Genomic DNA, 22,484 nt, shown 5'->3' with positions numbered 1-22,484 from the left:
CATGGCTCGCTCATTCGCCGAGTTCGGCAACGCGCTCTACACGGGCGAGAAGTCGATCGACTTCGTCGGTCGTCGCAAGACGTGGTATGTGATCTCCATCGTGCTGATCATCATCTCCATCGCCGGTCCGCTGCTGCGTGGCGGCTTCACCTTCGGCATCGAGTTCACGGGAGGCAGCCAGTTCCAGGTCCACCTCTCGGAGTCGCAGGATCGCGATCCCGCGATCGCCGAGTCGGCGGTGCAGGAGGCGCTCCCGGGGAGCGCTCCCCGCGTGTCGCAGGTCGGCCCGACCGATATCCGCGTGCAGACCGAGGCGCTCTCCGACGCCGAGAACCGGGACGTCGCGGAAGCGATCGCCGAGAGCTACGGCGTGCCCGTCGCCGAGGTGACGACGTCGTACATCGGTCCGGCATGGGGGCAGGACATCACGCGTCAGGCGATCATCGCACTGATCGTGTTCATCCTGTTCGCCGCGCTCGTGATGGCGATCTACTTCAGAACCTGGAAGATGTCGCTGGCGGCGATCATCGCGCTGCTGCACGACCTCGTGATCACCGCGGGCATCTACGGCATCTCGGGCTTCGAGATCACTCCGGCGGCCATGATCGGCTTCCTGACCATCCTCGGCTACTCGCTCTACGACACCGTCGTGGTGTTCGACAAGATCCGCGAGAATACGGCACCCGGTGAGCTGAACGACCGGCGCACCTTCGCGGAGTCCGTGAACCTGGGCGTCAACCAGACGCTGGTGCGGTCGATCAACACCTCGGTCGTGGCGCTGCTGCCGGTCGCGTCGATCCTCTTCATCGGAGCGTTCGTGCTCGGCGCCGGAACGCTGCGGGACATCTCGCTGGCGCTCTTCATCGGCATCTTCGTCGGCGCGTACTCGACGATCTTCATCGCATCGCCCGCTTACGCGCACCTGCGCGAGCGCGAGCCCGGCATCCGCAAGCACGAGGCCAAGGTGCTCCGCACGCGGGAGCGCGACGGCGCTGAGGCGGCGGGTTCGGAGGACGACGCAGCGGTCGCCGAGACCGACCCGGCGCGCACCCGTTAGGGAACGAGAGCACTGGTGAGCGGGCCGGGGATCGTCGTGGGCTGCGCAATGCGCGTGCCCGGGCGGCCTCCGGCCCGCTCCGTCGTTCCCGCCGCTGCCGCTCGCTTTGCTCAGAGCATCGCCGCGGGTGTAGCGTTCAATCATTCGAGGAGGTGATCCGTGGCAAGTCAAGATACGACGACCGGCGGAACGACCGCGCTCCGGCGCCTGGTGCCGCGTATCTTCTCCCGCGGAAGCGCCCCCGGCGCTGTCGATCAGCTGATCCGCACGGTGCGCGGCAACCACCCTCGCGCCGATCTCACCGTCATCGAGCGCGCGTACGCGGTGGCGGAGCGCGCGCACCGCGGCCAGAAGCGCCGCAGCGGTGAACCGTACATCACTCACCCCATCGCGGTGGCGCAGATCCTCGCCGACCTCGGCATCGCTCCGGGCGTCATCGCGGCGGCGCTGCTGCACGACACGGTGGAGGACACGGAGTACACCCTCGATCAGCTGACGCAGGAGTTCGGCGAAGAGATCGCGATGCTCGTCGACGGGGTCACGAAGCTCGACAAGGTCAAGTACGGCGATTCGGCGCAGGCGGAGACCGTGCGCAAGATGGTCGTCGCGATGGCGAAAGACATCAGGGTGCTGGTGATCAAGCTCGCCGACCGGCTGCACAATGCGCGCACGTGGGGGTTCGTCTCGGGCGACTCGGCGAAGCGCAAGGCGCAGGAGACGATCGAGATCTACGCCCCCCTCGCGCATCGCCTGGGCATCCAGTCGATGAAGACGGAGCTCGAGGATCTCTCGTTCGCGGTGCTCAAGCCGAAGCTCTACGCCGAGATTCAGAACCTCGTGGAGCAGCGCAACCCGCAACGCGATGAGCTCGTCGGCAGGGTCATCGGGGCGATCGAGGGCGACCTCCGGGAGTCGAAGATCCGCGGCGAGGTGACGGGCCGCCCGAAGGAGCTCTACTCGATCTATCAGAAGATGATCGTGCGCGGCCGGGAGTTCGACGACATCTACGATCTCGTGGGCATCCGCGTGCTCGTGAACTCGATCCGCGACTGCTACGCGGTGCTCGGCGCGGTGCACGCGCGCTGGACGCCGATTCCGGGCCGCTTCAAGGACTACATCGCGACGCCGAAGTTCAACCTGTACCAGTCGCTCCACACCACGGTGATCGGGCCCGACGGCCGCGCCGTCGAGATCCAGATCCGAACGGTCGAGATGCACCAGCGCGCGGAGTACGGCGTCGCGGCGCACTGGAAGTACAAGCAGCGACAGCAGAATCAGAGCCAGGCGTCGAACGACATGGCCTGGCTCGCGCACATCTCGGACTGGCAGGCGGAGACCGAGGACCCGAGCGAGTTCCTCGACGCGCTCCGATACGAGATCGGTGCGAAGGAGGTGTACGTCTTCACGCCGAAGGGCCGGGTGATCGGCCTGCCCGACGGCGGCACCACGGTCGACTTCGCGTACGCCGTGCACACCGAGGTCGGCCACCGCACGATGGGCGCCCGCGTCAACGGCCGCTTGGTGCCGCTCGAGACCGCCCTGCAGAACGGCGACGTCGTCGAGGTGTTCACCTCGAAGGATCCGAACGCCGGCCCGAATCAGGACTGGCTCGGCTTCGTGCAGAGCAAGCGCGCGCAGAACAAGATCAAGCAGTGGTTCACGAAGGAGCGGCGCGAAGAGGCCGCCGAGACCGGCAAGACCGAGATCACGAAGGCGCTGCGCAAGCAGGGGCTCCCGCTGCATCGCGTCATGAACTCCTCGGCGCTGCAGCAGATCGCCCTGCAGCTCAGATACCTGGATGTCACCGCGCTCTACGCGGCGGTCGGCGAAGGGCACGTCTCCGCGCAGTCGGTCGTGGAGAAGGTGACGGCGCTCGTGTTCGACGAGCAGACCTCCACCGAGCCGGCGCTGGCGACGCTCCCCATCATCGAGGCGCCGCGCGCGCCGAAGACCACCGATTCGAGCGGCGTGGTGGTCGCCGGCGCCTCCGACGTGCTCGCCAAGCTCGCGAAGTGCTGCACTCCGGTTCCCGGCGACGAGATCCTCGGATACGTGACGAAGGGGCAGGGTGTGTCCGTGCACCGCGTCGACTGCCACAACTTCATGACGCTGCGCGCTCAGGAGGACCGCGTCGTGGGCGTCGAGTGGGCGCCCACGTCGAAGAGCGTCTTCCTCGTGCAGATCCAGGTGGAGGCGCTGGACCGCTCCGGCCTGCTGTCGGATGTGACGCGCACGCTCTCGGAGCACCACGTGAACATCCTCTCCGCCTCGGTGAATACGTCGAGCTCTCGTCTCGCGATCAGCAAGTTCGTGTTCGAGATGGCGAACGCCACGCACCTCGAGCATGTGCTGAACGCCGTGCGCCGCATCGACGGCGTGTACGACGTGTACCGCATCACCAACTAGCAGTCCGTGCCGCCCCGCCGCATCGGCGACGCGACCGGCAGCGGTCAGAGCGAAGCCAGGCGTGCCGTAGCGATGCGCCGGTGGCGCGACGAGCCGGCGTCGAGCGCGGTCTGCACTGCCGACCTGCCACCCGGATGACGCGCGAGGAGCACCCGGCACGCGACGCGCGGTTCGACGTCGAACGGGCCCGGTGACCGCAGCAGGTCGCAGAGGGTGCGCGTCGGCGTGGTGGCGGCCTCCCTGCCGATGAGCACGAAGTCCGCCGCTGCGAGCGCGTGCTCGTGCACGTCTACGCCGGGCGCGCGGCGCGCGGGCGGGCGCTTCCGACCGATGGTCGAGCACTGCAGGGGGTCGCCCGGGCTCCGCGCCGCGCCCCAGACCCACGCGGCGGTGAGGCCGATCGCGACGTATCGCTCCTGCAGCCATGGCGCGAGCGCCGACAGGCGCACCCGCGGCGTCTCGGGCCACGCGACCGGGCGCATTCCAGGTCCGCACGGGACGAGCGTGCCGCGCAGCCGCTCGGCCGAGCGCACGGCCGGCGGCCACTCGTGGATGCGCGGCACCTCGAGTCTCGGCCGGAGCTGCGATGCCATCGGCAGCCACTCGTGGACCGCGAAACAGTGCGCGGCTGGCGTGCTCGCGTCGCCAGCCGGAGCGACGGCATCGGTCGAATGGGGGTCGTGCACCTGGGGAAGCGTCATCCCCTCATGGTGCAGCACCGGAAGGCCCGCATGCGGGCACCGACCCGGATGCTGTGGAGAACTCGCGCGATCCGCTCCGAGATGGAGGGGTGTGCGGGGCTCAGTCGCCGATCGCGGCGAGCCACGACTGCTGCGTCGCGAGCTTCTCCTCGGCGTCCTTCTCCTTCTGGACGTCACCCGCTGCGCGAGCGGCTTCGAGCTCTGCGGTGAGGTCGGCGATCGACGCCTCGAGCTGGCCGCGGAGGCCCTCGCTGCGCGCCTTCGTCTCGGGGTTCGTCTTGCTCCAGTGCTCGTCTTCGAGCTGCTTGACGTGATCCTCGATCTTCCGCAGGCGGCCCTCGATGTCGCGCAGCGCTTCACGCGGCACCCGGCCGAGCTCGTCCCAGCGCAGCTGGATCGCGGTGAGCTGCTTGCGCGCGGCGGCATGATCGCGCACGTCGAGGATCGGCGCCGCCTCGTCGAGGAGCGCCTGCTTCGCCGTCAGGTTCTCGGCGTACTCCTCGTTCGTCTGAGCGGCTTCCGCGGCCTTCGCCTCGTACAGCACGTCGCCTGCCGCCTTGAACCGCGCCCAGAGCTGGTCGTCGAGCTTCCGGCTCGCCCGTCCGGCGGCCTTCCAGTCGTCGAGGAGTGCCCGGTACGCGGGAATGCCGTCGACGCCGCGGGGCGCGAGGGCCTCCGCTGCGGCGATGATGCGCTCCTTGCGCTGCTTCACGTCCTTGTTGGTCGCATCCATCTGCGCGAAGTGCGCGCGACGCGCGGAGTCGAACGACTGCCGGGCCGAGCGGAACCGCTTCCAGAGCGCATCCGCCTGCGACTTCGGGATCTGCGGGCCGCTGCGCTGAGCGGACTGCCAGTCGGTGAAGAGCTGCTCGAACGCCTGGCTCGTGTCCTTCCAGCGGATCGACGCCGCGGGCTGACCGGCGAGGCGCTCGGCCTCGGCGGCGATGGCCTCGCGCTTCGCGACGGCCTCAGCACGCGCGGCCTCGCGCTCGGCGTTCTGCTTCTCGCTCAGCTCGGCCGTCTTCGACGCGAGCTTCTCGACGCGCTCGCGCAGGCCGGCGATGTCGCCGACGGCGGCGGGCTCGACGAGCTGCTCGCGGAGCTTGGCGACGGTATCCGCGGCCGAGGCGTCGGCGGTGCCGCGGGCGATGCGCGCCTCGAGCAGGGTCACCTGCCCCTCGAGGTCCGCGAACTTGCGGGTGAAGTACGCGAGCGCCTCCTCCGGGGTGCCGTCGGGGAATGAGCCGACGACTCGTTCGGCGTCGCCCTCGCGCACGTAGACGGTACGGTCTTCGTCGACTCGTCCCCAGGACGTCTCGTTGCTCGCTTCGCTCACGATTGTGCTCACCTGTCGTGTGTGGGGCCGGGCTACCGACCGGACGGAATAGTCACCACCACTATGCCACAGTGGCGGTCTGAGGTCGCGGGGTGCGCGGTCGATACGATGGAGGCGTGGATTCGAGACCAGTGCCCGCGCAGACGGCGCCGCTCGCGGTGCGGATGCGCCCGCGTTCGCTCGACGAGGTCGTCGGCCAGCAGCACCTGCTGAAGCCGGGCTCGCCGCTGCGCACGCTCGCGTCGGATTCGGCGGGCGGCGGGGGAGCGGTCTCCGTGATCCTCTGGGGCCCGCCGGGCACGGGGAAGACGACGCTCGCGCAGGCGATCGCGCATTCGAGCGGCCGGCGCTTCGTCGAACTCTCGGCGGTGACCGCGGGGATCAAGGATGTGCGCACCGTGATGGAGCGGGCGCTGAACGATCGCGATCTCTACGACATCGCCACCGTGCTCTTCCTCGACGAGATCCACCGGTTCACGAAGGCGCAGCAGGACGCACTCCTCCCGGGGGTGGAGAACGGCTGGGTGACGCTCGTGGCCGCGACGACCGAGAATCCTTCGTTCTCGGTGATCAGCCCGCTGCTCTCGCGCTCGCTGCTCCTCACGCTGGAGCCGCTGGCCGATCCCGACCTCAGAAGCCTGCTGGAGCGCGCGGTCGCCGACCCGCGCGGGTGGGCCGGCGCGGTCGAGGTGACCGACGAAGCGCTCGAGGCGCTGGTGCAGGTCGCCTCGGGGGATGCCCGACGCGCGCTCACGGGCCTCGAGGCGGCCGGAGCATCGGCAATCGCGAGCGCTGAGAGCGATGCGACTCCGGTGGTCACTGCCGAGACGGTCGCCGTCTCGATCGATCGCGCCCTGCTGCGCTACGACAAGAACGGCGATCAGCACTACGACGTCATCAGCGCCTTCATCAAGTCGCTGCGCGGATCGGATCCCGACGCGGCGATCCACTATCTCGCGCGCATGATCGAGGCGGGGGAGGATCCGCGGTTCATCGCCCGCAGACTCATGGTGCACGCCGCCGAGGATGTCGGCCTGGCCGATCCGCAGGCGCTCCCGATCGCCGTCGCCGCCGCGGAGGCGACGCAGCTGATCGGGCTCCCGGAGGCGCGCATCCCGCTCGCCGAGGCGACGATCTACATCGCGACGGCGCCCAAGTCGAATGCGGTCATCACCGCGATCGACGCCGCGATCGCCGACGTCAAAGCCGGTCGTTTCGGCCTGGTGCCGAAGCATCTGCGCGACGCCCACTATCCGGGAGCGAAGCGGATGGGGCACGGCAAGGGCTACCGCTACCCTCACAGCGACCCGCGCGGCGTGTCGCAGCAGCAGTATCTGCCCGACGAGCTGCGGGACCGCGTGTACTACGAGCCGACGCAGCACGGCAACGAGCGCGGAGTGGGGGAGCGGCTCGAGAAGATCCGTCGGATCACCCGGGGATCGAGCGACTCCTCCCCGTGACGCGCGGGCGCCCGCGACCGGCGTTCGCGGCGAGAAGGTGATAAGCTGGTCGACGGCCAACACCGCTCCCGTTGCAGGCTGCACTCGGGAAGCGGTCGGCAGTCGCCCTGTAGCCGGGTTTCTGCACTGGTCGTTCCCTCACCGAACAACGGTTCGCTGCGTCGCGTGCATCACCTGCTGATGCGGGCGCAGCCTGGCCGAGAGAACCTGAGCGATCCGCACCCGGATCGCCTGCATTCATCAGAAACCCGAAAGGATCCACGTGTCGACTACGTCGCGTACCCGTTCCCAGACCCGCCTGTCGCGCTCACTCGGCATCGCGCTGACCCCGAAGGCCGCGCGCTACCTCGAGAAGCGCCCCTACGGTCCCGGCCAGCACGGCCGCACCAAGCGCAAGAGCGACAGCGACTACGCCGTCCGTCTGCGCGAGAAGCAGCGTCTCCGCGCCCAGTACGGCATCCGCGAGAAGCAGCTCACCATCGCCTTCAAGGAGGCGCGTCGCCAGGACGGCCTGACCGGTGAGAACCTCGTCGAGCTGCTCGAGATGCGTCTCGACGCCCTCGTGCTGCGCGCGGGCTTCGCACGCACCACGGCGCAGGCCCGCCAGATGGTCGTGCACCGCCACATCCTCGTCGACGGCAAGATCGTCGACCGCCCCTCGTTCCGCGTGAAGCCGGGTCAGCTCATCCACGTGAAGGCCCGCTCCGAGGCGATGGAGCCCTTCCAGGTCGCGGCTGCCGGCGGCCACGCCGAGGTGCTCCCGAACGTTCCGGGCTACCTCGAGGTCGAGCTCGACAAGCTTCAGGCCCGCCTGGTGCGCCGCCCGAAGCGCGCCGAGGTCCCCGTGACCTGCGAAGTGCAGCTCGTCGTCGAGTACTACTCGGGCCGCTAAGCACTCGCACCCGCGAATGGAACGGGGCGCCGGATCGAATCCGGCGCCCCGTTCGTCGTATCCGCCCCGCTCCTCCCGCTCGGGGCCACCCGCTAAGCTTGTCGAGTGCTCGAGCACGCGCGACCGCGCGGTCGCGCACCGACGCCGACGGGAGGACCGAAACATGGGCAAGCTGTTCTGGCTGATCACCGGAGTCGCGGTGGGATTCGTGGGAGCGCACTTCGTGAACCAGACGGCCGAGGGGCGGAGATTCTTCGCCCGCGTCAACCGCGGCATGGACGAGCTGGGTCGTGCGTTCGCGTCGGGCTACCGCGAGGGCGACGCCGACGACGAGGATGCGGATGCCGAGGCGCTGAGCGCCGCCATCCGCGAGCGCGGCTGATCCGCAGCCCCGCTTCGCACGCAACCGACCGACTTCCACAGAAAGACCCCCCGATGCAGACCGCCGAAATCCATCGCCGCTGGCTCGACTTCTTCGAGAAGAAGGGGCACACCGTGGTCCCGTCCGCGTCGCTCGTCAGCGACGACCCGAGCCTCATGTTCACGGTCGCCGGCATGGTGCCCTTCGTGCCCTACCTGAGCGGTCTCGTGCCGGCACCCTTCGACCGCGCCACGAGCGTGCAGAAGTGCATCCGCACGAACGACATCGAGGAGGTCGGCAAGACCCCGCGGCACGGCACCTTCTTCCAGATGTGCGGCAACTTCTCGTTCGGCGACTACTTCAAAGAGGGTGCGATCCGCTTCGCCTGGGAACTGCTGACGACGAGCGAGGCCGACGGCGGCCTCGGTTTCGCGCCGGAGGACCTCTGGGTGACGGTGTACGAGGAGGACGAGGAGGCGATCGCGCTGTGGCGCGAGCACTCGACCCTCCCCGACGAGCGCATCCAGCGACTGGGCAAGGACACGAACTACTGGTCGACGGGCCAGCCGGGGCCCGCAGGCCCCTGCTCCGAGATCTTCTACGACCTCGGCCCCGAGTACGGCGTCGACGGCGGCCCGGCGACCGATGACGACCGCTACGTCGAGATCTGGAACCTGGTGTTCATGCAGTACGAGGTCGCCGATGTGCGGTCGAAGACCGACTTCACGATCCTGGGCGAGCTGCCGCGCAAGAACATCGATACGGGCATGGGCCTGGAACGCGTCGCGTTCATCAAGCAGGGCGTGCAGAACATGTACGAGATCGATCAGGTGCGCCCGGTGCTCGATCGCGCGGCCGAGATCGCGGGCAAGACGTACGGGGAGGATCACGCCGACGATGTGCGCCTGAGGGTCATCGCGGACCACGTGCGCAGCGGGCTCATGCTCATCGCCGACGGCGTCACCCCGTCGAACGAGGGACGCGGCTACATTCTGCGGCGCCTGCTGCGCCGCGTGATCCTGTCGATGCGCCTTCTGGGCGTCGAGGGGCCCTGCTTCGCCGAGCTCTTCCCCGTCTCCCGCGATGCGATGCAGGCGGCCTACCCGGCCGTCGCCGAGGATTTCGCCTTCATCGAGCGCGCCGCGTACGCGGAGGAGAAGACCTTCCTGCGCACGCTCGCCTCCGGCATCCAGATTCTCGATTCGGCGGTAGACGCCGCGAAGTCGGCGAATGCTGCGGTGCCGGGCGACACGGCGTTCCTGCTGCACGACACCCACGGATTCCCGATCGAGCTCACGCTCGAGATCGCCGAGGAGGCCGGCGTGCCGGTGGACGCCGAGGTCTTCACGTCGCTGATGCAGGAGCAGCGCGACCGTGCGAAGGCCGACGCGAAGGCGAAGAAGGGCCAGCGCGCCGATCTCTCGATCTACAAGGAGCTGCGCGGGCTGGGCGAGACCCTCTTCACCGGGTACGGCGAACTCGTGCACGAGGGCAGAGTGCTCGGAATCGTGGTGGACGGCGCCCCGGTGCGCGAGGCGCACGAGGGTGATATCGCCGAACTCGTGCTCTCCGAGACTTCGCTGTTCGCCGAATCCGGCGGTCAGGACGCCGACCAGGGGCTGATCATCGGCGACGGCTTCGAAGCCGAGGTGCTCGACGTGCAGAAGCCCGTCGCCGGTCTCATCGTGCACACCGTGCGCGTGGTCATCGGGACGATCGGCATCGATGCGCGGGCGGAGACCCGGGTCGACGCGGACTACCGGCGCGGCGCGACGCAGGCGCACTCGGGCACGCACATCGTGCACGCGGCGCTGCGCGACGTCATCGGGCAGAGCGCGCACCAGACCGGGTCCTATAACAAAGCCGGGTATCTGCGCCTCGACTTCGCGCACACCGAAGCCTTGTCGTCCGAGACGAAGAGCGAGATCGAGGAGATCTCGAACCTCGCGATCCGCTCGGACTACGACGTGGTGACCCGCGAAATGCCCCTCGACGAGGCCAAGGCGCTGGGCGCGATGGCGCTCTTCGGTGAGAAGTACGGCGATCGCGTGCGCGTGGTCGACATCGGCGGCCCCTGGTCGCGCGAGCTCTGCGCCGGAACGCACGTGTCGAGTTCGGCGGAGATCGGCATGATCAATCTCATCTCCGAGAGCTCGGTGGGTTCCACCAACCGACGCGTGGAGTCGCTCGTCGGCATCGAGGCGTTCCGCAACTTCGCGGCGGAGCGCGCGATCGTGCAGCAGCTCACCGGGGGCCTCAAGGTGCCCCGCGGCGAGCTGGTGACCAAGGTGCAGGATCTGGGCGCGCAGTTGCGCGCCGCCGAGAAGAAGATCGCGGCGCTCGAGGCGGAGAAGCTGCGCGAGCGCGTGCCGCAGCTGCTCGCGAGCGCGGAGCAGCTCGGCGGTGTGCGCGCGGTGCTCGCGTCGCTCGGTGCGGTCGGCTCGGCGGACGACATCCGCTCCCTCGCGCTGACCATTCGCGAGCAGCTCGGCGCGCAGCCCGGCGTCGTGGTACTCGCAGGTGAGGCGGGCGGCAAGCCCGTGGTCATCGCTGCGACGACGGCCGCGGGCCGCGAGGCCGGAGTGCGGGCCGGCGCGCTCGTGCGCACGGGCGCGCAGATCCTCGGGGGAGGCGGTGGCGGCAAGGACGACCTCGCGCAGGGCGGCGGAACCGATGCCGCGCAGATCGACGCGGCGCTCGCCGAGATCCGCCGTTCGCTGGGCGGCTGAGCGTGCGCACCGGTGTACGCATCGGCGTCGACGTGGGCAAGGCCCGCATCGGTGTGGCGCGCAGCGACCCGCACGGCATGCTCGCGACCCCCGTGGAGACGGTTCCGCGCGCCGCGGGCGGCGATGCCGACCTGGTGCGGATCGCCGCGATCGCAGCTGAGCTCGAAGCCTTCGAAGCGGTGGTGGGGCTTCCGCTCAACCTGCGCGGTGAGCGCACCCCGTCCACGGACGATGCGGAACGGTTCGCGCACGCGCTCGCCGCGCACCCGGCTGCAGCCGACCTCGCGGTGCGGCTCGTCGACGAGCGGCTCTCGACCGTGTCGGCGCAGGGTCAGCTGCGCGCTGCGGGCAAGCGCGCGAAGCAGAGCCGATCCATCATCGACCAGGCTGCGGCGGTCGTGATCCTGCAGCACGCCCTCGATATCGAGCGTTCGACCGGTGCGGCGCCGGGTCACGCGGCAGAGGCGACTACGACGACCACAGTGACCGAGGAGGCCACGGAATGAATGCACGCACGCGCGAGGATCGGCGACGGACGGGCAGACGGATCCTCATCTCCCTGCTCGTCGCGGTGCTGCTCCTCGGAGGGCTCGCCGGCGCCGGCGCCTATCTCTGGTCGCACTACGGAGACGGCATCTCGCAGGCGCTCGGCTGGACGTCGAACGACTACGAGGGAGAGGGCACCGGCGAGGTCGTCGTGGTGATCACCGAGGGCGAGATCGGCGAGGACGTCGCCGCGTCGCTCGAAGAGGCAGGCGTCGTGAAGACCGCCGAGGCGTTCTACAGCCTCCTCCTGGAGCAGCCCGAGGAGGTCGCGTTCCTGCCCGGCTCCTACCGCGTCAAGTCGCAGATGAGCGCCCAGGCGGCGCTCGACGCACTGGAGAACCCGGAGAACCGCATGGCGTTCACGGCGATCATCCCGGAGGGCAACACGGTCGAGAAGACGCTCGAACTCGTCTCCGCCGGCGCGAGCATTCCCCTGGAGGAGCTCCAGGCGGCCGCAGCGGACGTGAGCGCCTACGGCCTGCCCGCCGGAGTCGACACCCTGGAGGGGTGGCTGTTCCCCGCCACCTACGAATTCGAGGAGGATACGACGGGGGCCGAGGCGATCGCCAAGATGGTCGACACGCAGATCCAGGTGCTCGACGAGATGGGCGTCGCACCGGAGTCGCGCGAGGAGGTGCTCACGAAGGCGTCCATCGTGCAGCGCGAGGGCGGCCGCATCGAGGACTTCCCGAAGGTCGCGCGCGTGATCGAGAACCGGCTCGAGCAGGGCATGCTGCTGCAGATGGACTCGACGGCGCAGTACGGCTACGGGCAGCACGCCGACGGCAGCGTGTGGTCGACGGACGAGGCCCTCGCCGATGACAACCCCTGGAACACGTACGTCAACACGGGGCTGCCGAAGGGGCCGATCGCGAACCCGGGCCGGGACGCCATCTCGGCGGTGCTCAACCCGCCGGCGGGCGACTGGGTCTACTTCGTCGCCGTGAACCTCGAGACGGGGGAGTCGGTCTTCTCGACGACGCAGGAGGAGCACGAGGCCGCCATCGGGCAGTTCCGCGAGTGGTGCGCCGCGAATCCCGATCAGGGCTGCTGAGTGACCGCGAGACTCGCGGTGCTCGGGTCTCCGATCGCCCACTCACGATCGCCGCGCATCCACGCGGCGGCCTACCGCGAGCTCGGGCTCGACTGGCGCTACTCCGCGGTGCGCTGCGGCGAGCAGGGTCTCGCCCCGTTCCTGCGGGGCCGCGGCGCCGAGTGGCGCGGCTTCTCGGTTACGATGCCGCTCAAGGTCGAAGCGCACCGGATCGCCGGCGAGCTCGACGCGGTCGCCGCTGAGAGCGGCGTCGTGAACACGCTGCTGCGCCGCGAGAACGGGGACTGGTTCGGGGCGAACACCGATGTGCCCGGCCTGTCCGCGGCGATGGCACACGCCCGTCTCGACCCGCGAAGCACGGTGGTGCTCGGCTCCGGCGCCACGGCGGTGTCGGCGATCCTCGCGGCGCGCGGGCTCGGCGCGGAGCGCATCACCCTGCTCGCGCGCAACGCGGATGCCGGGCGGGCGCTCGTGGATCGCTTCACGGGGACGCGCGCCGCGCCCGACGCCGCGCCGATGGAGGTCGTGTATGGCGGCGACGGGACGGAGCCGTCGAGCGTGCCCGAGGCGCGCACGCTGGTGGTCTCCGCCCTGCCCGGTCCCGCGGCCGCCCGCGTCCTCCTCCCGCAGGGCCTCACGGGCACCCCGCTCTTCGACGTCGCCTACGATCCGTGGCCCTCGCCCCTCGCTGCGCGGTGGTGCGAGGCCGGCGGCGAGGCGCACCCGGGCACGGAGATGCTCGTGGAGCAGGCCCTCGTGCAGGTGCGCATCTTCGTGCACGGCGATCCGACCCGACCGCTCGACGACGAGGCGGCGGTGCGCAGCGCAATGCGTCGCGCTGTCTGACGCAGGCGGCCGGGTGTGGGAGGATAGCGGGTATGCTGCGTTGGCTGACCGCCGGAGAATCTCACGGCCCCGAACTGATCGCTGTTCTCGAGGGGCTGCCTGCCGGCGTCCCGGTATCGCTCGACGGGATCCGCGCGGATCTCGCGCGCCGCAAGCTGGGGTACGGCCGCGGCTCGCGCATGAAGTTCGAGCAGGATGAGCTGAACCTCTCGGGGGGAGTGGTGCAGGGCGTGTCCATCGGCGGCCCCGTCGCGATCCGCATCGGCAACACGGAGTGGCCGAAGTGGACCGAGGTGATGTCGGCCGAGGCGACCGAGCTGTCGGAGAAGTCTCGCGGACGCGGGGCGCCGCTCACCCGCCCGCGGCCCGGGCACGCCGACCTCGCCGGAATGCAGAAGTACGGCTTCGACGAGGCGCGCCCCGTGCTCGAACGTGCCAGCGCTCGCGAGACCGCCGCGCGCGTCGCGCTCGGAGCAGTCGCCCGCGCCTTCCTCGCAGAACTCGGCATCAGGCTCGTCAGCCACACCATCTCGATGGGCGACGTGCAGGTTCCGGCCGGGTACGCGCTGCCCAGGCCCGACGACGTCGATGCGCTCGACGCGGACCCGCTGCGCTGCTTCGACGCCGAGACCAGCGCGCGCATGGTCGCCGAGGTCGACGACACGAAGAAGTCGGGCGACACGCTCGGCGGCATCGTCGAGGTGCTCGCCTACGGCCTGCCGCCGGGGCTCGGATCCTACGTGCACTGGGACCGGCGACTGGACTCGCGGCTCGCCGGAGCGCTCATGGGCATTCAGGCGATCAAGGGGGTCGAGGTCGGAGACGGATTCGAGACGACGCGGCGCCGTGGATCGGCGGCGCACGACGAACTGCATCTCGACTCGGGCCGGATCGCGCGCGAGACATCTCGCGCGGGGGGCATCGAGGGCGGGATGACGACCGGCCAGGTGCTCCGGGTACGCGCCGGCATGAAGCCGATCGCGACCGTGCCGCACGCGCTGCCGACCGTCGACATCGCGACCGGCGAGGAGTCGAAGGCGCACCACCAGCGGAGCGACGTCTCCGCGGTACCCGCTGCCGGCGTCGTCGCTGAGGCGATGACGGCCCTCGTGCTTGCGGACGCCGTCGCCGAGAAGTTCGGCGGCGACAGCGTCGCCGAGACCCGTCGCAACCTCGAGGCGTACATCGCGGCGATTCCGGAGCGCCTGTCGACCGTCATCGAGTCGTGAGGCGGCGCAGACGATGAGCGGTCACCGCAGGGTGGCCCGGGATGCGGGGCCGCCGGAGCACAAGCCGAAGCCGTCGCCCCCGACCAGCCCGCTGCAGGTGATCCCGACCGTCGCGGACGAGACCCACGAGGCCCCCGCGAAGGGTGCGAAGCCCGCGCGGTCGAAGCGCAGGCGACGACGCCGCCGGCCGGGCGCGCAGCTCCCCAACCGCGCCATCGTCTTCGTGGGGCCCATGGCCGCCGGGAAGACGAGTCTCGGCAAGCGCGTCGCGCGGGAGCTCGGCGTGCCGTTCGTCGACACCGACGCCGTCATCGTGCGCCGGCACGGACCGATCACCGACTTCTTCGCAGCGCACGGCGAAGCCGAGTTCCGCCGGATCGAGGCCGAGGTCATCGCCGATGAGCTCGGCGCCGAGGGGTGCCGTATCGTCGCACTCGGCGGCGGCGCCGTGCTCACGGAGTCGACCCGCGCGCTCCTGGCCCGGCATCCGGTCGTTCTGCTCATGACGACGCAGGAGGCGGTGCTGCGCACGGCGAACCTCGCGCGTCGACCGTTGCTGCGCGACGACCCCCAGGCATGGGGCCGCATTCTGCAGGAGCGCAGGCCCCTCTACGAGGCCGTCGCAGACGTCACGTACCGCACCGACCGTGCGACCCAAGAACAGCTCGTCCGTCGCGTCGCCCAGTGGGCCCGCAACGGCGGACGCCACCAGCGCACCGCCCGTCGGGGCGAGAAGGAGCAGTCATGACCGATGCAGTGACGGAGATCGCGATCACGGGGGAGACCTCGTACACGGTGACCATCGGCCGCGGCGTGGTCGATCGCGTGCCGGAGGCGCTCGGCGATCGCGTGGCGAAGGTGCTGATCGTCCACACGCCCACTGTCGGCAAGTTCGCGAACGACCTGCGCGAGCAGTTGCAGGAGCGGTACACCCAGGTGCTGCTCGCCGAGGTGCCCGACGCCGAGTCCGCGAAGCGCGTCGAGGTCGCGGCATTCTGCTGGCAGATCCTCGGCCAGTCGGATTTCACGCGCACCGACGCCGTGATCGGCCTCGGCGGCGGGGCGGTCACCGACCTCGCCGGGTTCGTCGCAGCGACCTGGCTCCGCGGCGTGCGACTCGTGCAGATCCCCACGACGGTGCTCGGCATGGTCGACGCTTCGGTCGGCGGCAAGACGGGAATCAACACGAGCGAGGGCAAGAACCTCGTCGGCAGCTTCTACGCCCCCGCTGCGGTCATCTGCGACCTCGACCTGCTCCAGACGCTGCCGCGCAACGAGATCCTCGCGGGCTTCGCCGAGGTCGCGAAGTGCGGGTTCATCGCGGAGCCCGAGATCCTCGACATCCTCGAACGCGATGTGGATCGCGCCACCGATCCGACGACCCCCGAGTTCCAGCGCGTGGTCGAGCTGGCGGTCGGCGTGAAGGCGCGGGTCGTTTCCGAGGACTTCCGGGAGGGCGGGCTGCGCGAGATCCTGAACTACGGGCACACCCTGGGCCACGCCATCGAGCACGCCGAGCGCTACCAGTGGCGGCACGGCGTCGCGATCTCGATCGGCATGATGTATGCGGCCGAGCTCGGCCGGCTCGCCGGCGCACTCTCGGATGAGGCCGTGGACCGGCACCGCCGGATCCTCACGTCGCTGACGCTGCCGCTCGCGTACCCGGCAGGGCGGTGGCCGGGGCTCCTCGCGACGATGCAGCGCGACAAGAAGGCGCGCGCCGGCATGCTGCGCTTCATCGTGCTCGACGAGATCGGCAAGCCCCGCGTGCTCGCGGGCGTCGACGAATCGATGCTGCAGTTCGCCTATCAGGAGATCGCGAGCTAGGGCCCGCCGGCCGGCGGATCGCGCGTGCGGAGGCACGCGCGTGCGGCAGTACGCCCGTGCGGCGCACCAGTAGCCGGCCCGGCTCGGGGTGCGCGACGGCCCGCGTCAGCGGATCCGGAACCCCTGACCCTCGAGAATGAGCGCGAGCACGCGCCGATCTTCGCGATGCATCACGCCCTCGACGAAGCGGGAGAACGCGCGATCGAGCCCGATCTCGCCGGCGCTCCCCGCAACCTTCTGCAGGATCGCGACGAGCGTGCGCGGTGCGATGACGGACTCCTCGAGCCCGGGCCGCCCGTCGATCTCCCGCTCCGCACTCACATAGTCCGAGAAGCCGGCCCCGTGCTCGCCCGCGAACACCTGCTGGCTGACGAACGCGGCGCGCGCCGCGCGGATCAGCGCGTCGGGCGGCAGGTGCTCGGGGAGCGCGCCGTGATGATCGGCCACCGCCGCGACCGCGAGCAGGCCGTTCTCCGCAGGGAACGTCGCGTAGTCGCAGCCGGTGTCGGGGTAGTGCACCCGGTACGCGTTCGCCCCGAAGCGGTTCACCAGCTCGGCGCTCAGGCGATCGAGCCCCCGGTAGCGGTGAGGCGTCTGCTCGTTGGCGGTGGCGAGGATCGCGAATCCGGCCGCGATGGAGACGGGCCGCCCCGCATCCTCCTGCACGTTCAGGGTGTCTCCCGGCCGCAACTGCAGAATGCGATTGAGGCGCTTCAAGAACTCGGGCGGCATCGCGTTCACCTCGTCGAGGATCACCGGACGGCCCTCGCGCATGGCGCGCAGCAGCGGCCCCGGCGTGAACACGCTCACCGTGGCGCCATTCTCGGCGCGCAGCTCGTGCGTGCCGACGACCTGCGCGCTCGTGATGTCGCCGTACCCGGAGATCAGTTCGGGCTCCCGCCCGAGCACCACGCGGCCGAGGTGCTCGGCCAGCGCGGTCTTCGCCCCGCCGGTCTCGCCGACGAGCAGCACCGGGTCGCCCCGGCGCAGCGCCGGGCCCGCCTCCGAGATGATGCCCCGCATTTGCTCGGTCTGCAGCAGCCCCTCCCGCAACTCGCGTCGCGCGTCTCGGATGCGCAGCGTGCCCAGCGCCTCGAGCACGGCGTCTCGGCGCTCGACGCTGTCGATCGCCGACTGCCAGGAGTCGTCGGGCCGTCGAGCCCGCAGCTCGCGCACCCGCTCCGATTCCGCTCCCGTCAGCTCGCGCCCGCCGCGCACCGCGCGCGCCACGACCGCATCCGCGCCGGCGCGGTCGCGACGTGATTCGGCCTCCGCGCGTCGCGCGGCGACGGCGATGCGCAGGGACCCGGCGCGGGACTGCAGCGCCGCATCGATCACTCGGCGGTGCGCCGGGTCATCGATCAACGCGCTGAGGCGCTGCGAGACGAGAGCGAGGTCTCGAGCGTGCGATCGGGCGGTGCCGTCTGCGACGTCGGTGCCCGCATCAGCGTGGGCTTCGGCGCGGGTCTCCGCGCGGGCGTCGATCGCCATGGCGTGGCGGATGCGATGCGTCTCCGCGCGCAGCGCGGCGGCCTCTCCGAGCACGGGGTCTGAGTCGACGGGCAGCATGGCGTCACGCTATCACGCGGCACGAAGGGGCGCCGAGCGGCACGAAGGGGCGGCGAGCGGCCCGGATAGGGTGAGGGCATGACGGAGACGGCCGATGCGCGGCGGGCGCAGCTGCGCGCACGCGTCGAGGCGACCGGCGCGATCCTCGGCATCCCGGTGCGCGTGACCGATGACGACGCATGGGAGCTCACGGAAGCCGGACTGCGCGTGGGGCTCGGGTGGTACGGGGTGCGCGGGCACCCGGAGCCCGAGGCGATCGCGCTCGCGCTGCTGCACCTCTGGGAGGGGCCGCGCAACGCCCGCGTCGAGCGCGCACGTGCGCGTCGACGCGAGTCGTTCGCGCGGGTGCGCCCCGAGGCGGCGCCCCTCTTCGACGCCGTGTATCGCGTGCAGTCGACGCTCGAGCTGCTCAGCGCCATGCCCGGCCTCCGCCCGGCGCTCCGCGCCGCGCAGCAGCGCAGCATCCCGAGCGACGTGTCGGCCTGGCCGCGGCACCTGCAGTGGGTGGCCGTGATCGTGCACGCGGGCCTCGCCGGGGCCGCTGACGCCGATTCGCCGCTCGTCGGCACCATTCCCGAGGTGCACTCGGAGTGGCGCGGACTGCTCGATCCGGTCTCGGACGAGGGAGCGGGCGGGCCCGATGCGGAGGCCGACGGATCGCTCGGCGTGTTCCGACGCGTGCTGGGCCCCGATCCGACTCGCGCGGCGGTGCGCCGTTACGAGCGCGCGGTCGCCTGGCTGCTTCCCGGCTACGACCGGCTGGCGGCGCGCGACGCACTCGACCGCGGGCTCGACGCTGGCGGGCGCGGCTCAGACCCGGCGGGCGACGACGCCGATGCACTCGGCGAGCTGGCGTCGAGTCGGGGCGCTTCGGGCGACTCCGATGCCGCCGGGGACGACGACTCGGGCGGCGAGGCCGAGACCTCCGATGGGGGCGACGCGAACGTGGAGTCGGATGATGAGCGCGCGCGGGCCGGAGACGGCCGCGAGACGGCCGAGGGCGCCGACCTCTTCGCCGCGCAGCAGGCGGGATTCATGGACCGCGTGCTCGCGACCCCGATGCCCGGCGGCGGACGCACCGATTCGAGCGCCCCGCTGTCCGAAGACGTCTCGGCGGGGTCCGAGGGGAACCCCCCGGACCCCGCCGAGGGAGCGGGCGGCGGTGCCGGCGGCGGCGTCGCCCGCACCGATCTCGCCGACTACCTGAGACGCGCCGCGGAGCTCGCCGACGCGATCGAGCGCATGCGCGCGGTCTGGGCGCGCGTGATCGTCGAGCGCGCCGCACCGCGCCGGGTGGCGAGCGCGCGCCCGAGCGCTGCCGGCGACGACCTCGCCGCCGAATCGCTCGCGCAGGCCGTCGCGGAATCGCTGGCCGGCGTTCCGCGCCCGCGCGCCTTCCGCGACCGCGCCCTGCGCATGCGGCGCACCCGAAGATCGGGAAGCACCGACTACGTGCTGCTCGTCGACCGATCCGCCTCGATGCAGGGCGCGGCCGCCGAGGCGGCGGCCGATGCGATGCTCATCATGACCGAGGCGCTCGCCGGAGTGGCCCGCGACGTGGAGGCCGCCGAGCGAACGAGCGGAGCGCCGCTCGAACTCGACATCCGCACCGCGCTCATCGTCTTCGACTCGGCGGTCGACGTGGTGAAGCCGCTCTCCGCGGGCCTCGACGACCAGGTGCGGCGTGCGGTGCACGGCGCGATCCGCTCCCCGCGGGGGTCGACGAACGACGGCGCGGCGCTCCGGGCGGCAGCGCTCGAGCTCGGCGTGATCGCCGCCGACGGAGCGTCGACCGTGCCACGGGCGGAGGGCGGGCTCGCGCGCAGACGGGTGGTGATCCTCGTCAGCGACGGCGGCTCGAACGACCCCGTGGCCGCAGAGCATGCGCTGCGGCGACTGCGGCGCAGCGGCGTGGAGGTGCACGGCATCGGGATCGGAACGGCCGACCTCGCCGACCGATACGCGCCGCAGGGGCGCACCCTGCGCGACGCCCGCGCGCTGCCCGAGATGCTCCACGCGCTGCTGCTCGACGACGTCGAGCGGACGATCCGATAGCGTGAAGGGGGACGGTCGCAGGCGGCTCGGGCCGGCCGTCCCAGCGGTCGGCGGCGGTCGGCGGCGATGACGAGGGCGGGGGATGCGGTGTCGGGAGATCGGAGGTCGAGAGATGCAGTATCGAGAGATGCGGCTGCGAGAGATGCGGTGGCGTGGGGCGGCGAAGCGTCGAGCCACGGGGCGTGGCGCGGCGATCGGGGGCGTGTGAGCGCACGGCTCGAACTCATCCGCGCGCTGTTCCCCGATCTCGCGAGTGATCTTGACGCAGCGGCTGCGCGCCATGCGACGCCCGGAGCTGCGGCGTCGCTGGACGACCGTCTCGACGCCGCGGCGACGCGCCTCCTGCCGCAGGCCGCCTTCGCCGACATCGACGACCGGGGTGCCAGGAGCCGGGTGGAGCGCAGCTTCGCCGCTGCCCGCGCGGCATGCGCCTGGATGTCCGTGGACCCGCCCGAGCCCGAGGCGTTCGCCGCCGCCGGCGTCGATTTCGCACGGCTCGGTGCGGAGCTGGCGGCAGACCCGTCGCTGACTGCAGTGCCGGCGCCCTTCGGATGCGGCGCCGACGTCTGGCGAGCGGCCTTCGCCGCAGCGACCGATGGATCACCGGATGCCGTGGGGGAGACGCACCGCTCACATGCTCTCGTGCTCGCATCCGAGGCCGAGCACGAATTCGGCGTGCTCGATGCGGCTCCGGCCGGGGCGCCCGTCGCGACCTCGTCGGGGGTCCCGTGGACCCTGCGGCTGATTCCCGCCGGAGTGCGCCCGCCGGTGCTGGGCCTCGGGTTCGCGCACGGGCCGCACGTCACGCTGCCCGAGATGCTCATGCTGCAGCTGATGCTGCTCGCGGAGGGGGAGCAGCCCGTCGACTCGGCGAGCTTCACCTGGCTCGCGGGTGCACTCGCCGACGGGCGTCTCGCGGCGCGCCACGTGTACGACGAGAGCGAGCGGACGATCCGCATCACCTGCCGAGAGATCGGCAACCAGGGCCCGCACCTCGGCGCGCGCACCCCGCGGGGGTGAGTCATCGCGGCTGAGTTGTCGCGGGTGAGCAGTTTCGGTGACGGATCGCGTCAACTCGACGTGGTCGTGTGGGAGCCGGGATCCGGGCGTGCAGCAGTCGACAAGGCTCCCGGCGGAGCGAAGGACTCGGGCGGCGACACGAAGGGATCGGGCAGGGCATACGACGCGAAGCCCGCGTCGCGCGCGGCCGCGTAGCCGTTCAGCGATCCCGCGAGCCACCCGTCTCGCATGCGCGCATCGACGGTGAGCAGGCCGGCCGCGTTGGCCGTGACGGCGACGGAGATCGCCGCGAGGAGTGCCTGGACCACGGGGAACATGAGCACGAGCGTCCAATGCTCGAAGGGTCCGAACATCTCGAAGTAGACGGCCCCCATGACGGCAGCGGCGGCGAAGATGCACACGATGAGCGCGAGCAGCGAGACGATCATGTGCGCAGAGCCGAGCGCGAAGAACACGCCGAAGACGCGCCAGCCCCTCCCTCGGGTCAACCTCCAAGACTCGCGAATCGCCGCTCCGAGGCGCATGCGGTCGAGCACGATGACTGCGGGGGTGAGGGCCACTCGGATCGACAGCCAGACCACGGGGATGCAGATCAGCGCCAGCAGGATCACGAGGCCGGGCCACACCGCTGAGGGCGCGGAGGAGCTGGACGCGTCTCCGGAGAAGACCACCGTTGCGAGGAGGAACAGGAACACGAGCACAACGGCCACGATGGCGACCGCCGCGCCCGCGCCGGCGAGGATGAGCACCCAGAGGATCAGGCCGCCCCACACTTCGCGCAGCCCGGAGAAGATGGTGGCGTTCGACGCGCGATTGCCGAGCACGGCCTCTCGGAAGCTCATGAGGACGTAGGCCTGAGCGGCCGTGGGGACGACCAGCGAGAGCACCAGCTCGACCATGGTCACGACGAACGAGAGGAGCAGGAGCGACAGGTGCTCGGGCCTGTACTCCGCGTGCTCTGCAGCGACCAGCGCGAGCTGCGAGGCGAGGGCAGCCGTCCCGCTGATGAGGAATGGGATCAGCACGCCTGCGATCAGCACCCGTCGAGGATTGGAGGCGAGGAGGCCGAACGATCGGCCGATGATCTGCCACGCGCCCATCGGCACGAAGCGAGCCGGCGCGGGAGGCACGGGGTCCGCGATGGCCGGCGGCGTGGAGGAGGAGCTCGATCTCGCGCCCTCCGACGTCGGGGGAGCGGAGTCGCCGTTTCGCTGCGCAGCGTGGAAGTCGGGGTCGGCCATCTCGTACACCTTCTCGTTCGGCCACCCCCGCGCTTACCATACACCAACTCGTACGTCCGTTTTATTCCTGCGGTCTCGACGTTCCGTTCCGGGGGAGCAGTCTCTGCGATCGGACGGGCGCCGCTCAGTAAATACTGCTCACTCGGGGGGGGGGG

General features: G+C 70.9%; 18 protein-coding genes. 14 read left to right on the top strand and 4 right to left on the bottom strand.

The features are described from left to right. Nucleotide 1: 1 nt before the first annotated feature. Nucleotides 2-1,057 carry a protein translocase subunit SecF gene (gene secF / locus NS354_RS02570; protein WP_058593055.1) on the top strand — a complete coding sequence of 352 codons (1,056 nt, stop codon included), beginning with the start codon at nt 2-4 and terminating at the stop codon, nt 1,055-1,057. 159 nt (nt 1,058-1,216) lie between these two features. Next, entirely contained in the window at nt 1,217-3,463 is a 2,247-nt protein-coding gene (locus tag NS354_RS02565; protein WP_058593054.1) for a RelA/SpoT family protein, read from the top strand. Between the two features lie 44 nt (nt 3,464-3,507). Here the strand turns inward: NS354_RS02565 and NS354_RS02560 are convergent, their stop codons facing one another. Further along, the gene (locus NS354_RS02560) at nt 3,508-4,164 is read right to left on the bottom strand and encodes a hypothetical protein (RefSeq protein ID WP_153002089.1); all 657 of its coding nucleotides are present in this window, start codon (nt 4,162-4,164) and stop codon (nt 3,508-3,510) included. Between the two features lie 100 nt (nt 4,165-4,264). Continuing rightward, nucleotides 4,265-5,512 carry a DUF349 domain-containing protein gene (locus NS354_RS02555; protein ID WP_430735989.1) on the bottom strand — a complete coding sequence of 416 codons (1,248 nt, stop codon included), beginning with the start codon at nt 5,510-5,512 and terminating at the stop codon, nt 4,265-4,267. Nucleotides 5,513-5,664: 152 nt separating this feature from the next. On the opposite strand from NS354_RS02555, the gene NS354_RS02550 reads away from it, so the two are divergent. From NS354_RS02550 to aroB, 10 genes are all read left to right on the top strand, one after another. Then, complete coding sequence (locus NS354_RS02550) at nt 5,665-6,960, top strand: replication-associated recombination protein A (RefSeq protein WP_058593130.1); 1,296 nt, start codon at nt 5,665-5,667, stop codon at nt 6,958-6,960. Between the two features lie 262 nt (nt 6,961-7,222). Next, the gene (gene rpsD / locus NS354_RS02545) at nt 7,223-7,852 is read left to right on the top strand and encodes a 30S ribosomal protein S4 (RefSeq protein ID WP_058593051.1); all 630 of its coding nucleotides are present in this window, start codon (nt 7,223-7,225) and stop codon (nt 7,850-7,852) included. A 163-nt stretch (nt 7,853-8,015) separates the two neighbouring features. Then, nucleotides 8,016-8,234 (top strand): hypothetical protein, encoded by a 219-nt coding sequence (locus NS354_RS02540; RefSeq protein ID WP_058593050.1) that lies wholly within the window; start codon nt 8,016-8,018, stop codon nt 8,232-8,234. A 53-nt stretch (nt 8,235-8,287) separates the two neighbouring features. Continuing rightward, complete coding sequence (gene alaS / locus NS354_RS02535; protein WP_058593049.1) at nt 8,288-10,942, top strand: alanine--tRNA ligase; 2,655 nt, start codon at nt 8,288-8,290, stop codon at nt 10,940-10,942. 2 nt (nt 10,943-10,944) lie between these two features. Beyond that, the gene (gene ruvX, locus NS354_RS02530) at nt 10,945-11,448 is read left to right on the top strand and encodes a Holliday junction resolvase RuvX (protein ID WP_058593048.1); all 504 of its coding nucleotides are present in this window, start codon (nt 10,945-10,947) and stop codon (nt 11,446-11,448) included. Further along, nucleotides 11,445-12,542 carry an endolytic transglycosylase MltG gene (gene mltG, locus NS354_RS02525; protein ID WP_058593047.1) on the top strand — a complete coding sequence of 366 codons (1,098 nt, stop codon included), beginning with the start codon at nt 11,445-11,447 and terminating at the stop codon, nt 12,540-12,542. Before ruvX ends, mltG begins: the two co-directional genes overlap by 4 nt. Beyond that, nucleotides 12,543-13,388: a shikimate dehydrogenase family protein gene (locus NS354_RS02520; RefSeq protein ID WP_058593046.1), complete on the top strand. Its 846-nt coding sequence runs from the start codon at nt 12,543-12,545 to the stop codon at nt 13,386-13,388. It abuts the gene before it with no gap. A 32-nt stretch (nt 13,389-13,420) separates the two neighbouring features. Then, nucleotides 13,421-14,617 (top strand): chorismate synthase, encoded by a 1,197-nt coding sequence (gene aroC / locus NS354_RS02515; RefSeq protein WP_058593045.1) that lies wholly within the window; start codon nt 13,421-13,423, stop codon nt 14,615-14,617. A gap of 13 nt (nt 14,618-14,630) precedes the next feature. Next, on the top strand, nt 14,631-15,365 hold the full coding sequence (locus tag NS354_RS02510; RefSeq protein WP_058593044.1) for a shikimate kinase: 735 nt from the start codon (nt 14,631-14,633) through the stop codon (nt 15,363-15,365). Then, nucleotides 15,362-16,444 carry a 3-dehydroquinate synthase gene (aroB, locus tag NS354_RS02505; protein ID WP_058593043.1) on the top strand — a complete coding sequence of 361 codons (1,083 nt, stop codon included), beginning with the start codon at nt 15,362-15,364 and terminating at the stop codon, nt 16,442-16,444. Before NS354_RS02510 ends, aroB begins: the two co-directional genes overlap by 4 nt. Before the next feature lie 105 nt (nt 16,445-16,549). Here aroB and NS354_RS02500 read toward each other — a convergent pair whose 3' ends face one another. Next, nucleotides 16,550-18,013 carry an AAA family ATPase gene (locus NS354_RS02500; RefSeq protein WP_058593042.1) on the bottom strand — a complete coding sequence of 488 codons (1,464 nt, stop codon included), beginning with the start codon at nt 18,011-18,013 and terminating at the stop codon, nt 16,550-16,552. Between the two features lie 78 nt (nt 18,014-18,091). Between NS354_RS02500 and NS354_RS02495 the strand changes: the two genes are divergently transcribed. Both NS354_RS02495 and NS354_RS02490 read left to right on the top strand, forming a co-directional pair. Continuing rightward, complete coding sequence (locus NS354_RS02495; protein WP_058593041.1) at nt 18,092-20,068, top strand: vWA domain-containing protein; 1,977 nt, start codon at nt 18,092-18,094, stop codon at nt 20,066-20,068. A 204-nt stretch (nt 20,069-20,272) separates the two neighbouring features. Further along, the gene (locus tag NS354_RS02490) at nt 20,273-21,088 is read left to right on the top strand and encodes a hypothetical protein (RefSeq protein ID WP_241490308.1); all 816 of its coding nucleotides are present in this window, start codon (nt 20,273-20,275) and stop codon (nt 21,086-21,088) included. A gap of 50 nt (nt 21,089-21,138) precedes the next feature. Here the strand turns inward: NS354_RS02490 and NS354_RS02485 are convergent, their stop codons facing one another. Then, entirely contained in the window at nt 21,139-22,329 is a 1,191-nt protein-coding gene (locus NS354_RS02485; RefSeq protein WP_058593039.1) for a glycerophosphoryl diester phosphodiesterase membrane domain-containing protein, read from the bottom strand. Nucleotides 22,330-22,484: the final 155 nt, after the last annotated feature.

It is taken from the genome of Leucobacter chromiiresistens, from assembly GCF_001477055.1.
GTDB lineage: Bacteria > Actinomycetota > Actinomycetes > Actinomycetales > Microbacteriaceae > Leucobacter > Leucobacter chromiiresistens_A.
Note: the sequence above shows the minus strand (reverse complement) of the source record. Positions and strands in the feature narration are given on the sequence as shown.